The following is a 13,058-nucleotide window of genomic DNA, read 5'->3' on the forward strand; positions in this document are numbered from 1 at the left end:
GTGCCTGGTGGTGAGTCAGGTGACGTGTGCTGCGATGAGGTCCGGCGTGAGGCTGTGCGGGTCGTGAATAGGCCATCACCGCCCGGCCGCTTGGGGCGGTTCTGAGGGGCGGAGCGCTGTTGTGAGGGCGTGCGACGGCCGTCCGGCCATGGGCCTAGCTGTTCCTGTGTTTCTCGGCGTTACGCACCAGAGCGCCACAGTGGAAGCGGTGGCATGGGCGATGCTTGAAGGCGAGCAGAGGGTCGCCTCCCGGCGGCTGAGAGGGTCCTCATGGCTGCGCTCCACAAGAACAAATCGATGTCCCCCGATGAACGCAGGGTCCTGCCCTACGCCGAGGAGGCAAGTCTGCGAGATGAGTTTCTCTCGCTCGCTTCGCACGAGCTGCTGACGCCACTGACCTCGCTGACGCTGCAAGCTCAGCTCATCCGGCGAGCGATCGCTGACGAGCAGGTGGCGACGCCAGAACGGATGGCTGCGATGCTCGAGGTGTTCGATCGTCAGCTCGGGCGCCTGGGGGTGCTCTGTGATGAGCTGGTGCAGGCGTCGTGCATCCAGGCAGGGCAGCTCTCGGTGACGCGTGAGTACGTAGATCTCGGGGTGCTCATCCGAGGTGCGGCGGCGCGTGTGGCTGCGCAGCAGCCGGCCATGGCTGGCGCAATCGTGGTCGAGACCGACGAGGGGCTGCGTGGTTGCGTAGATCGCGCTCAGCTGGAGCGTCTGGTGCTGCACCTGGTGCGAAACGCGGCGACGTTTGGTGAGGGGCAGCCCGTGGTGGTGACCGCGCGAGCGACGCAAACTGGCGTGCGGATCTCGGTCCGAGATCACGGGATCGGCATCGCGAAAGAGGATCAGGCCCGCATCTTCGAGCGCTTCGAGCGGGCGGTGCCGGTGCGGCATTTCGGAGGGCTAGGACTGGGGCTGTACATCGCGCGAGCAGTGGCGCAGGCGCATGGTGGATCGATCCGCGTGGAGAGCGAGCCCGGCAAGGGGGCGATGTTCACCGTGGACTTGCCTTTGAAGGAGGCAGGAGGTGCGCTCGCCGCTGCGGCATGAGGTCGCTACCAGTGCATGGGGTGCGGTGGTGTCGACGCGATGTCGGCAGGGATGGGGGCAACGAGCTGCTCAGGGCTTGTGTCCGATGCGGGCTCGGATGGCCTTCTGAGTGCGCAGCAGCGCCGGATTTGCCCTGATGCAGCAACGATCGCCCTGGGTCTTGCATGACGCCGACGCGAGGGCCTCGAGGACGGAGTACGTGCGCTCGTCGCCTTCTCGCGCAGCCCGCTCGAAGAGCGATGGCTTTTTCTTGCACGGGGTGTCGCGCAGGGCGAGCGTGATCTGGAGCGGAGGGCTCAGGCGGGATGCGTTGTCCGGACGACGCAGGACTTCCAGCGCACGCTCGACACCGCGAGCGCTGAGCTGCTGGGCGACAATTTCGTAGAGCATGTCGAGCCCATCGGAGCCGAGCTGTTTGTCGAGCGCTTCGATGACCTGATCGGCTCGAGCATCGTCGCGCGCGAGGATCTTGGCAGCGAGAACGGGGACGGCCTGCTTCAGTTCCGGTAGGCGGAGCGAGCCGGGATCGGACTGAAGAATGCGCATGAGGGGCTCTTCACCGGATGCCCATTCCTGGTGTTTGTATGCGTTGACGAGGCGTTCCCGATCCTGGCCCGGGGTGGGGGCTGCGTTGGGGGCGGCCGTTGGTGAGAGCGTCGCGCTGGCACCCGTGCCGGGCTCGATTTCGGGTGCGCCTGGGTCTTCCGATGAACGGAGGATGACGACCGCCAAAATTGCGCCCACGGCGACGACGGCACCAGCGAGGATGGGCAGGGGGATGCGTGGCTTCCGGCCGGCGCCAGGCCATGTGGCCGACGTGGAGGGCTGTGCGGGGAGCGTGGGGAGCGTGGGGGTCGTGGGCGACGTGAGCGGCGGTGCTACTGGAAGCGGAGGCGGCGTGAGCACTGGAGACGAGCGGAATGGAGCTCGCTCGGAGGGAGGCGGAGCCAGTTTCTGAGCGAAATCGCGCGCGGCGCCTTCATCTGGGCGAGAACTCGTCGGAGCGACGAGGACGCTGGGGACCGAGGGAGGCGGCAGGTCCTTCCAATCGGTGAGGTCCGGAGAGGAGCTCGTGCGAGGGGCCGGTCGAAGCTGTGGGACGGCTTCCTCGAGGGCGTCGATGAGCTCGTGCGCAGAGGCGAAGCGCTGCGGGGGCTCCTTGCGGAGGAGCCGCATCACGATGGCTTCCAGCTCGGTCGGTATTTCGAGCTGGGGAGCGCGCTCGCTGAAAGGTGGAGGCGGCGTCGTGCACTGCGCTTGGAAGAGCTCGAAGCGTTCGGTGGCGTCGAAGGGGTGCCGACCGGTGAGCATCTCGTAGAGGATGATGCCGAGCGCGTAGAGGTCCGAGCGTTCGTCGACCTTATCCATGCCACCGCCGGCTTCGGGCGCCATGTAGGCGACGGTTCCGAAGACCATGTTCTTCTGCGTGATCGAGCGGTGAGGAGGTCGACCGTCTGTCGGCCGGTCGGTCATGTCGAGACGTTCGAGTGGAACCTTGGCGAGTCCGAAGTCGACGACCTTGACCAGGTCACCCTGCGCCGGATCGAGCATGACGTTGTTGGGCTTCAGATCGCGATGGATGACGCCTCGCTCGTGCGCGCCCGAGAGGGCTGACGCGATCTGTCGCATGATGCGAGCTGCTCGGACGGGCGGTAGCGGTCCGCTCCGCATCAGCTCGCGGAGAGGGAGCCCTCGGACGTATTCGAGAACGAGGAAGTAAGAGCCATCCGGGAGCTTCCCGAAGTCGGTCGCCGTTGCGATGTTGGGGTGCTGAAGATGCGCGCCTGCGATCGCCTCGCGCTCGAAGCGCTGGACGTGCTCAGGGAGGTTGCGCGTGTGGGGGTGCAGCAGCTTGACGGCGACCCACTTGCGCAGCAGCAGATGCTCGGCCTTGTAGACCGCGCCCATTCCACCTCGCGCCAGCAGCTCGACGAGGCGGTAGCGATCGGAGATGACCTGGCCCACGCTGTGCGCAGCCGCGGCGGGCGGGGGCTTGCTGGCAGGTCCAGGGGGCGGCGGATCGCTCACGGGTGACCCGAGGAACTTTCCAGCGTCGGGCGGCTCATGTCAAAGCCTGTGCGTCGCGTTGTTCACGCTTCGGTGAGGAAGACCTGCATCACGAGGCGCCTTTCGGGTGGGGGAGAAGGCGCTGTTCGGGTGGGGAAGGGGAGGAGTGCCTACACGCCGTGGAACGTGCACGAGGTCGCGTGTTAGAACTCGCACGTGAGCCCCATTGTCCCTCCGCGTCGTGTTGTTACCGAGGTTCCTGGTCCCCGAGCTCGGGAGTTGCTGGCGACCGGGACGCTCGACATGCAGTCGATTTACCGCTTGCTGGTCGTCGACGATGCGAAGAGCCAGGGCTCTTCGCTGGTCGATGTCGACGGCAACGTTTTCTTGGATCTCTTCTCTCATTTCGCGCTCGGGTGCCTGGGTTACAACCACCCGCGGCTGCTGGCGGTGGCTCGCTCTGATGATTTCGTGCGCGGATCCATCAACCCGACATCCTCACCGTTCTGCCCAGCCACGAGCTGGTTCCAGGTGCTCGACGGCTTGTCGGCGTATGCACCGAAGGGGATGACCAGGATTTTCTGTGTCGATGCGGGCACCGAGGGAATCGAAAACGCACTCAAGGCCGCCTTCATCGTACATGGAGAACGACGGCGCACAGCAGCAGGGCTTCCGAAAAACCCGCTCGAACTGCCGCTCGAGGAGCAAGATGCGATCCTTCGCAACGCAGGATCGGACGCTGTGATCGTGAGCTTCTCGGGAGCATTTCACGGTCGGACACTCGGATCGCTGTCATGCACACATTCGAAGACGATCCACAAGGCGGATATCCCGGCATTTCAGTGGCCGATCGCGCCTTTCCCCGCGAATCGTTTCCCTTTGGCCCATCACGTGGACGAGAACGCATCGCGGGAGGCAGACGCGCTGGCAGCGCTGGAAAAGATCTTTGATGAGTTCGGACCTCGCATCGCAGGGGTTCTCATCGAGCCCGTGCAGAGCGAGGGAGGAGACCGGCACGCGAGCGGCGCGTTCTTCCGTGGGGTGCAGGCGCTCTGCAACAAGGCTGGATGCGCGTTCATTCTGGACGAGGTACAGACGGGTGGTGGGATCTCGGGGACGATGTGGACCCACGAGCAGTTCGAGCTGGAGCAGTCGCCTGACCTGGTGGTTTTCGGCAAAAAGCTTCAGATGGGAGGCTTCTTTGCCAACGACGCCTACTCGATCGGGCAGTTCGGCCGGATGTACCAGACCCGCAACGGAGACAGAGCGCGGGCCATGCTGGCGCTCGAGACACTCAAAGTGATCGAGGAAGAGGGACTCCTCGCTCATGTTCGTGAAGTGGGAGCCTACTTCCTGGCAGGGCTAGAGGCTCTGGCCGCGCGGTATCCGTCTCTTCTGAGAGAGCCACGTGGGCGTGGCTTCATGCTGGCGCTCGATCTCCCGACCACGGCGGCGCGCGACAGCTTTCTGAAAAAGGCGCTCCAGCGAGGCGTCTTCGCCACATACACCGGCAACCGGTCGATCCGGATGCGGCCGCACCTGATCTTGAGCCGTGACGATGTGGACGAAGCTCTCCGTACGCTCGACGAGGTGGCACGCGAGGTGTCGGGGTGAAGCTGGATGTGGACTTCGTGGGCCTCGCGCCAGGAGAGCCAGCGGAGAAGGTGAGGGCGGCAGCGAGCCGCTTCTTGCTGGAAGAAGCCGAGGGGCCGACGGACCCCACGTTCGCTACAGGGTACGAATTACTGGAAGCGTATTTTGCGCCGCTCGGAGAAATCGAGCGGCGCTCGGTGCACGAGCGCTTCATTACGGAGCGACGTCATGTGCGTCCACCTTTCGAGCTGCGCTACCACATGGTTGTGGCGCGCGATGAGCAGGGAGCCATTGCGGGCGCGCGGAACTGCACGGTGGCACTGTGCGCTGAGTCGAAGATCTGCGTCGTCTTCCTTGCGCACGCGCTGGTGATGCGGCCCTACAGACGTAGCGGTCTCGCGGGGTTGCTCAGACTTCTCCCCGTGCAGTTCGGACGCGAGGCCATCCAGAGCGCAGGGCTCGACATCGATGCGGTGGATCTGCTGCTCTCGCTCGAGCAGGAGCCGGTCGACGCGGCGAACATCGACAGCGTGGTGCGGCTTTGCGCCTACGGTCGGAGCTGCTTCTCCGTCATCGACCCGGCGGTATTGCCCTACTGTCAGCCAGACTTCCGAGATCTCGATGCCTTGAGAGAGCCAGCGGTGGCCGTTCCCTTGCTCGCTGTCGTGCGGTGGGTGGGGCACGAGCATGAGAAGGCGCTCCCGGCGAGGCTGTGCGAGGCCTACGCGCGACACCTGTACGACGGAATCCACGCCAGGCACTGCCGGCCTCAGGATCTGGAGCCACTCCGTGAGTTCGCGCTCAACACGCTTGCGCACACGAGCCTGTCGAAAGCTCCTCTATTGCGGCTCCCGTCGCATCCAGATGACGAGGGGGCTCTCTCGCCGCTGCGCAAGGAACGAGTGCTGCCGCTGTTTGCACCCATCCTGCGCAGATGAGGGCTCGCTTTCCCGTCAAGAGGCTGAACGCCCCATCCTCCGTACCTCTTCTGAGACGAGGGGCTCAGGATGCCCTGAAGTATGCCGTCAGCCGACCCTGATGTGGCAGAGGACGGGTTGCGCGTCACTGCGCGCCAGTCGGGCTGAACGATTCGTGCTCTGGATGCGTGAGGCGAGCGGTTCGGGGTGCTCGCTCTCGGAAAGTACCTGGAGCCATGGATAAGTTTCTGTTGCTCCATCTTCGCGGTGCAACTCGAGCCGCTGGCCGCGGCCTCGTACGGATGCCTGGAGTCGCAACATCGGCGTCGCGTCGAGCAGGATCTCGACCCCGGCCCCGAGGCGCAACGTGACATGGGTCAGGAAGGTGGAGATCGGTTCGCTTCCGAGCATCGAGAACCGACCGACCCCGATGAGTAGCGTCGGGCAGTCGGGAGCTTCCGCCAGGCGATCGAGCCAGTGATGACAAGCACAGCACCCCGACGCGATGGTGTAACGAGGCGTCTGCGGTGCATGCCACGTCTTCCACTCGGCGACATAAGGAACATCGAGATCCACCCAGTGGAGGAGCCCATTGTCGACGCGTGAGAAGCGCGTGCAGGGGCCCGAAAACAGGCCGATGGCCAGGCCTTCCGGGTAGCGGCGGAAGAAATCTCGCACGACATCATCGACGAGCCGGGTGCGTGAGGCGAGCGAACGCAGCTCACCCTCTGGAAAGCCCGTACGATCGACGTGGAGGGCCCGCGCGAGCGCACGGGCGCCGGAGTCATGCAGCTCGAGGTCAGGAAAGACATCGTCAGCGAACGCACGGGCAGCGACATCTGCGAGTTCAGGGCGGCGAAACGGCGGAGGTTTGTTGAAGTTGAAACTCACTTTCAATATTGCTACCGAACTTGGTGGGCTCTGTCAAGAGAGGGTCAAAAGCTCCCGGATTTCCGGCAGTCGGGACCGGTATCTGTAATTCGAGTCACGACTTGTTCCATCGAGAGCGGAACAACTCGTGGTCGGGGACCTGGTGGAGGACGTCGCCCTGCGCCCAACGTTGCGGGGCGCGTCTCTGTGCTCTGGCGGCAGGGGGCAGCAAGTTTGCTCCTCTCCTTGCTGGGCGCCCGCTGCGTATCTGGACACGTTGCGGTTCCAACGGCCGAACCTACGAGTCCCGTGCAGCAACGTTGCCGGTCAGTTCTTCGGATCACCGTGACATGAGCAGCCGCGGTGCTTCACTCGCCGTTGGACTCACCCACCGAAGTGCGCAGATGCGATGTCGCACGCTTCTGGGGGGTGCAACCGTGAGCGTTTCAGCCTGGACGCCGGGGGGTCATGTGGGCCGAAGCGAACCTGCAGGTGGAGGGGCTGGCCGTTCGGGAGCGACCAGTATTGAGGCCAGCACGGCGCAGGTGAGCATGACGGTGACCATGGGAAGAGCCGTACCGTCCGCGAGTATGCTGACCGCCGTGGAAGCGAGCGCGCCGCAGGTCATCTGAAGGGTTCCGAGCAGCGCTGAGGCACTCCCTGCCGTGGCACTGAATGGAGCCATGGCTGCGGCTGTGACGTTGGGAAGGATGAGACCGCCTGACGCGATGCCGACAAAGAGCGCAGGGAGCATGAAGAGGAGGCCGGCGTCGAGTCGAACGGAGAGCCAGAGGGTCGCATGGGCCAACAGTGCGACGACCACTGCGCCGCGAAAGACGCGAATGACACCGAGGCGGACGACGAGCCAGCGGTTGAGTTGTGACGCAGCGATCAGCCCGAGGGCATTGGCGCCGAAGATGAACGGATACCGCTGTGGCGAGACGTGGAATAGCTCGATGAATACGAAGGGTGAGCCCGAGATGTAGGCGAACATTGCTGCCTGCGTGGTGCCGCCGGCGATAGATAGACGCAGGAAGCGCCGCTCGCGAACCAGGCCACCAAACGTGCGGAGGATGGCAGCCAAGCTGTGGCGCTGGCGATGCTGGACGGGAAGGCTCTCGGGAAGGGTCAGGGCGATCAGGAACAAGGCGGCCGTGCCAGCGAGCGCGAGCGCCAGGAAGATGGCGCGCCAGCTCGCGACGAGCAGGACCTGGCTTCCGAGCAAGGGCGCAAGGATGGGCGCAACTCCCATCACCAGCATGAGCGAGGAGTACAGCCGCGCTGAGCCCCGTTCGTCGAAGTGATCACGGACCACTGTTCGAGAAATGACCATCCCGGAGCAGCCTCCGAGGGCCTGAATGAAGCGGGCAGTAGCAAGGGCAGGAAGGTTCGTGGTGACGGCGCAGACGAGCGAAGCTGCGATGTACAGACCTAGTCCTGCGAGCAGGGGCAGGCGGCGACCGAAGCGGTCTGCCAGCGGACCATAGGCGAGCTGACCCACGGCGAGGCCGGCCAGATAAGTCGCCAGGGTGAGCTGTACCGCTGCAATGTTCACTCCGAGAGAGCGTGCGAGAGCAGGGAAGCTCGGCAGATACATGTCGATCGTGAGCGGCCCGAGCGCGCTGAGGGCGCCAAGGATCAGGGCGAGGCGAAGCTCGGACGGGATCTCGGGGCCCGTCTCGGTGCTGGCGGCTGGCGTGAATGTGCTGCTACGGCTCGTCATACGTGATGCCACCCGAGCGAGCAGGATCCGGACGTGACGTCACCGGGGGAGGCGAGTGGAAGCATCGACGGCTTATGCGGTGCGCGGCCGTGCCCGGGTAGGGGGTTTCCGTCGACCACACCGTTCTGTCATAAGAACAATCGTGATCGCGTCCCTCGATGAACTGCTCGCGATGGCGACCTTCGCTCGAGTGGTGGAACACAAGTCGTTCACGGGCGCCGCGACCACACTAGGGCTCTCGAAATCGGTCGTGAGCGCGAGGGTCTCTGCGCTCGAGGGGCGCCTTGGGGTGCGTCTGATCCACCGGACGACGCGGCGGTTGACCCTCACGGAGGAGGGAGCGCGTCTGTATGGGCGGTGCGTGCACTTTCTCGCTGCAGCTGACGAAGCCGCCTCTGCGTTGCACGGCGCCAGCCAGATTCCGGAAGGTACGCTGCGGGTCTCGGTCCCCGTCGGCTTCGGGATGATGCAGCTCGCGCCCCTGCTGGGGGAGTTCGCCGCCCGCTGTCCCAAAGTACGACTCGAGCTCTCGCTGTCGGATCGCCCTGTCGACATGGTTGCAGATGGCTTCGACGTGGGCGTGCGTTTCGCACAGAAGCTCGAGGAACCCTCCGTCGCGCGCAAGATTGGGGTGGACAGACGGGTCATCTGTGGCTCGCGAGCCTATCTGGAGCGGCACGGCGTGCCGGAGTCTCCGAATGACCTTCCCAAGCACAACTGTCTTCGACTCGCCCTGCGACGCGCAGAGTGGACCTTCGAGAAAGGGGCTGAGAGCTTGCCCGTCCCTGTGACGGGTAATCTCGTCGTCGACAACATCGTGGTGCTCCGTCAGGCCGTGCTCGATGGCCTCGGCTTGGCCATGATGCCGTGCTCCGTGGTTGGCCCAGACCTCGCAGCAGGAAGGCTCCAAGCTGTGCTGGCCTCTTACTCTCTGGAAGAGCTGTCCATCTTCGTCGTCTATCCGTACGTAGGACAGCAGCCCGCGAAGGTTCGAGCCTTCGTCGACTGGCTCACCCCCAAGGTAGGCGAGGTGCCCGGTGTGGTGCCGAAGCCTCGCTCCTCACGCAAGCGACGAGGGTGAGGCATGAGCGCAAAGCAGGAGTTGTGGACGTCGTCCGTGGGCGCGGATACCTTACCCTTTCGACTCATGCGCCATCGATGCCTGCTTTGGATGGGCCTGCTGGGAGCGCTTCTGAGGCTGCCTGCTTGCGGTGGGGATGACACAGGGGCTACCGGACGAACGCCTGGTTCCGGAGGAGGCGCAGGGATGGGGGGGGCAGGTGGCGACGGGGGGGGACAGGTCGGGCCAGCGGCCGGGTGGGTGAGCGGATACTACGTTGGATACCAGCAAGCGCTCTACCCTCCGAGCGAGATCGAGTGGGCAGGTCTGACGCATTTGATGATCGGGCGGGTGACGCCGAACCCTGATGGCACGCTGAATACGACGTTCGACATCAGCCCTACGGGCGGTCCTCCGCTGGCGCGCACGCTCGTTCAGCTGGCCCATGAGAACGGGAAGAAGGCCGTGGTGATGCTTGGTGGAGCCGGTGAGCACGCTGGCTGGGTGAGCGCCGCGTCTGCCTCGAACCGAGCCGTATTCGTGCAGAATCTGCTTCAGCTCAGGGCCGACTATGGCTTCGATGGCTTCGATCTGGACTGGGAGCCCATCGAGATCGCTGATCAGCCCAATTTTTCTGCGCTGGCGGAGGCACTGCGGACTGCCGCACCCGACGCGATACTGACACTACCCGTCGGATGGGTGAACGCGAACTCCCCGGAGGTAGGTTCTTTTTACGGCGAAATGGCCAAGCTGTTCGATCAGATCAACGTCATGAGCTACTCCATGGCGGGCGCATGGGATGGCTGGCAGAGCTGGCACTCATCCGCGCTCACGGGTCATTCGGTATCCATGCCGAGCTCCGTCGAGAGTTCTGTTCAGGCGTACCTCGACGCAGGGGTGCCTGCTGCGAAGCTGGGTGTCGGGATTGGTTTCTATGGTTCGTGCTGGTCTCCCCCGGTCAGGGGGCCTGGTGGGGCTGTGGCTGGATCAACGGTCATTGCTGATGACAACGTGATGAGCTTCACGAACATCATGAATGGCTACTACAGTGCCGAGTTCCGGACATGGGACACCGCAGCACAGGTTCCCTACCTGTCCTTTCCGGTCCCCTTTGGGACTTCCGGTTGCACCTTCGTCTCCTACGAGGATGAGCAGTCGATCCGCGCAAAGGGTAGGTTTGTACGCAACCATGGCCTGGGCGGGGCCATCGTGTGGACCATCAATGAGGGATACTTGCCCGACCGACCTGTCGGACAGCGGAGCCCGCTGTTGCGCGCGCTCCACGAAGCATTTCTCCAGTGATGAGAGGCCACAGAGCCACATCGTTCGACACATGAAAGAGACTCATTGAGCCCAGGCCTTGGCCGTCGCTGCGCTTCCAGCGCTGGACACGGGGTCACTTGCGAGGGAAACCTTCGCGCTGCTCCATTGGGTTTCCGAGGATGAAGAACATGCCGCCGCTCCTCCGCTCTCGTCAGGTACGGATCGGTGCTTCGGTGACGGCTGTCGCCATGGCCCTCGTGGGGTTCATCCCCCTCTTCGGCGGGCCAGGGTACGAGAGCGCCCTGGCTGCAGGGCTCTTGGTGCCGAGCATTGCAGCCATCGTCGCTGCGCTCGAGGTTGCACGCCATCGCCCATCACCTCTCGATGCTCTCGGACGCGGCGTCGCCATAGGTCTGGTGTTTGCGGTCACCATGTACCTGACGACGCTGGTGCATGGTCTTCGTATCGGATTCTGCGACCCGCTCGCGGATAGTCTGTTCATCCTCCTGGGACCAGGCTTCGGTGCGCCGCTCGGTGGCGCCTGGGGGTCGGTTGCGGCGGAGATCGCGGCGAGATTTCGTCGACAGCGTCTGGCGGCTATCCTGTTCGCACTTGCAGGCCCCATCGCTTCGATTGCGGTGTCGCTGGCGCGCTTCCTTACGAGCCCCATCATTTTTGCCTACGACCCTTTCGTGGGCTTCTTCAGCGGGACCCTTTACGACACCATCGTCTCCTACGACGGGCTCGCGACCTACCGCCTGGGGACGACGGCCACGCTGCTTGCCCTGTCGATCGTGGCGCTGCACCTGGATCGTGACGAGCGCCAGCGCCTTGTCTGCCGGTCGACGGGCCGGCCTGGGTTGCTCTGGCTCGGTGGTGCTGCGGCGCTGGCGAGCGTGACGATGACGGTGCGTGGCGACGCTCTTGGACACTGGCAAACCGCAGCTTCGATCGCGAGTGAGCTGGGGGCATCGACGATGGGAGAGCGGTGCGAGGTGATCCATCCGCGCGGAATGCGGGCTGACGACGCAAAGCGCTTCGCTCGGGACTGTGATGCCCATGTGCGTGCCGCCGAGCGCTGGCTGGGAGCATCGGCGGAGGATGATGGGACGCCGCTCCGGATCCGTGCGTACCTTTTCTCGAGCGCCGAACAGAAAGGTGCATTGATGGGGGCTGCGCGTACGTACATCGCCAAGCCCTGGCGTCACGAGATTTACTTGCAGGAGAGCAGTTACCCTCATCCAGCTCTTGGTCACGAGATCATGCATGTCATGGCCGGCGCTTTCGCGCGCGGGCCCTTCAGGATCGCGGGAGCGTGGGGGGGGCTCCTGCCGGATCCTGGTCTGATCGAAGGAATTGCCGTGGCCGGCTCTCCACGGGAGGGTGACCTGTCGCCTTCCGAGTGGGCCAAAGCGATGAAGGAACTCGGCCTGCTCCCCCGGCTCAAGCGCCTCTTCGCGCTCGGGTTCCTCGCGGTGAACTCGTCCACCGCCTATACGGTGAGTGGGGCGTTCGTGGAGTACGTACATCAGCAGTACGGGGCGGAGGTGGTGCGCTCGTGGTACGGAGGTCGCTCCTTGCCCGAGAGCACCGGGGCATCGTGGGAGGAGATGGAGCGCGCCTGGCATGCGCAACTCGACGCCTTGGTCCTTTCGGAGGCCGCTCGCGTGCAGGCGCAGGCTCGCTTCGACAAACCCGCGATCTTCGGGCGGCGCTGCCCGCGTGTCGTGGATGCTTGTCGGAGGCAGGCTGAGCGTCTCAAGGCACGTGGCGATTTCATCGGTGCGAAGGAGCAACTCCACAAGGTCATGATGCTCGATGAGAGCCCTGCAGCCCGGATCGACATGGCAAAGCTGGAGCTTTCGGCCGGCAAAACAGCGGATGGACTCGCATTGCTCGAGCAGGTGAGCGCGACCGATGCGGTTCCTCGCCACCTTCGCGATCGGGCCCTCGAGGAAATCGGTGATGTCGCGCTCCTGCTGGAGGATGGAGAGCGAGCCGCCACTCTATTTCGTGACGTGGCATCCAGGCTGGTGGATGAGGATCGTCTCCGGACGCTCGACGTGAAAGTCCACGCAACTACAGATGCGCGAGCGCGAGCGGCGATTGTGGAGTTGCTGGTGGGGACCCGCTCGATGGCACCCGATCCCGTCCGCGCCGCAGAACTGCTCGGTGCATGGGCTGCGACGCAACCTGACGAAGGGCTTCCTGACTACCTCCTCGGCCGCCGCTCTGTGGGGGACGGTCGCTTCGACGACGCCGTCCAGCAGCTCGATCATGCGCTCGCAGTCGAGCTCTCTCTTTCCCGGGTTCGCGCAGAAGCCGCCAGATTGCGCCTGGTGGTGGGATGCGCCCTCGGCGATCGGGCTGCTGCGCGCCGTGCCATGGCGCTCTACGAGCAGAGCGCGCCTCCGCCGGCGCGGCTCGATGCCGCACGGAGGCTGCTGGAGCGATGCAGCCTGGAAGACTGAAGCGAGCCGGCATGGTGGCGCGGCAAGGGCTTGCTGTTCTTTGGTGTCATGAACGATGATGCTTCTCGCGAGAGCGTTCGAGCGTGAGTACAACCGAAAGA

At 64.5% G+C, this 13,058-nt stretch carries 9 protein-coding genes; 6 read left to right on the forward strand and 3 right to left on the reverse strand.

Going from position 1 to position 13,058, the window contains the following annotated elements:
• The first annotated feature begins 270 nt into the window (after positions 1 to 270).
• Positions 271 to 1,053, forward strand: coding sequence for a sensor histidine kinase (locus tag CMC5_RS18575; RefSeq protein ID WP_050431685.1), 783 nt, complete (start codon positions 271 to 273; stop codon positions 1,051 to 1,053).
• A 69-nt stretch (positions 1,054 to 1,122) separates the two neighbouring features.
• Here the strand turns inward: CMC5_RS18575 and CMC5_RS18580 are convergent, their stop codons facing one another.
• The gene (locus tag CMC5_RS18580; protein WP_050431686.1) at positions 1,123 to 3,081 is read right to left on the reverse strand and encodes a serine/threonine-protein kinase; all 1,959 of its coding nucleotides are present in this window, start codon (positions 3,079 to 3,081) and stop codon (positions 1,123 to 1,125) included.
• A gap of 282 nt (positions 3,082 to 3,363) precedes the next feature.
• Between CMC5_RS18580 and CMC5_RS18585 the strand changes: the two genes are divergently transcribed.
• Together CMC5_RS18585 and CMC5_RS18590 are read left to right on the forward strand one after the other, a co-directional pair.
• Complete coding sequence (locus CMC5_RS18585; protein ID WP_082363469.1) at positions 3,364 to 4,674, forward strand: aminotransferase class III-fold pyridoxal phosphate-dependent enzyme; 1,311 nt, start codon at positions 3,364 to 3,366, stop codon at positions 4,672 to 4,674.
• Complete coding sequence (locus CMC5_RS18590; protein WP_050431688.1) at positions 4,671 to 5,591, forward strand: hypothetical protein; 921 nt, start codon at positions 4,671 to 4,673, stop codon at positions 5,589 to 5,591. The genes CMC5_RS18585 and CMC5_RS18590 overlap by 4 nt, the downstream gene beginning before the upstream one ends.
• Before the next feature lie 87 nt (positions 5,592 to 5,678).
• Here the strand turns inward: CMC5_RS18590 and CMC5_RS18595 are convergent, their stop codons facing one another.
• Positions 5,679 to 6,461, reverse strand: a complete 783-nt coding sequence (locus CMC5_RS18595) for a class I SAM-dependent methyltransferase (protein ID WP_050431689.1) — start codon at positions 6,459 to 6,461, stop codon at positions 5,679 to 5,681.
• A 445-nt stretch (positions 6,462 to 6,906) separates the two neighbouring features.
• Positions 6,907 to 8,163 carry a Bcr/CflA family multidrug efflux MFS transporter gene (locus tag CMC5_RS18600; protein WP_082362586.1) on the reverse strand — a complete coding sequence of 419 codons (1,257 nt, stop codon included), beginning with the start codon at positions 8,161 to 8,163 and terminating at the stop codon, positions 6,907 to 6,909.
• A gap of 142 nt (positions 8,164 to 8,305) precedes the next feature.
• Here CMC5_RS18600 and CMC5_RS18605 point away from each other — a divergent pair, with 142 nt between their 5' ends.
• From CMC5_RS18605 to CMC5_RS18615, 3 genes are all read left to right on the forward strand, one after another.
• Entirely contained in the window at positions 8,306 to 9,244 is a 939-nt protein-coding gene (locus CMC5_RS18605) for a LysR family transcriptional regulator (protein ID WP_050431690.1), read from the forward strand.
• A gap of 240 nt (positions 9,245 to 9,484) precedes the next feature.
• Positions 9,485 to 10,525, forward strand: coding sequence for a glycoside hydrolase family 18 protein (locus CMC5_RS18610; RefSeq protein WP_169796581.1), 1,041 nt, complete (start codon positions 9,485 to 9,487; stop codon positions 10,523 to 10,525).
• 149 nt (positions 10,526 to 10,674) lie between these two features.
• Positions 10,675 to 12,957, forward strand: coding sequence for a tetratricopeptide repeat protein (locus tag CMC5_RS18615; protein WP_156338713.1), 2,283 nt, complete (start codon positions 10,675 to 10,677; stop codon positions 12,955 to 12,957).
• Positions 12,958 to 13,058: the final 101 nt, after the last annotated feature.

It is taken from the genome of Chondromyces crocatus (genome assembly GCF_001189295.1).
Classification (GTDB): Bacteria; Myxococcota_A; Polyangia; order Polyangiales; family Polyangiaceae; genus Chondromyces; species Chondromyces crocatus.

Coding starts and splice junctions, on each gene's coding strand:
- CMC5_RS18575 (WP_050431685.1), top strand. CDS start 271: ATGGCTGCGCTCCACAAGAACAAATCGATGTCCCCCGATGAACGCAGG.
- CMC5_RS18585 (WP_082363469.1), top strand. CDS start 3,364: ATGCAGTCGATTTACCGCTTGCTGGTCGTCGACGATGCGAAGAGCCAG.
- CMC5_RS18600 (WP_082362586.1), bottom strand. CDS start 8,163: ATGACGAGCCGTAGCAGCACATTCACGCCAGCCGCCAGCACCGAGACG.
- CMC5_RS18615 (WP_156338713.1), top strand. CDS start 10,675: ATGCCGCCGCTCCTCCGCTCTCGTCAGGTACGGATCGGTGCTTCGGTG.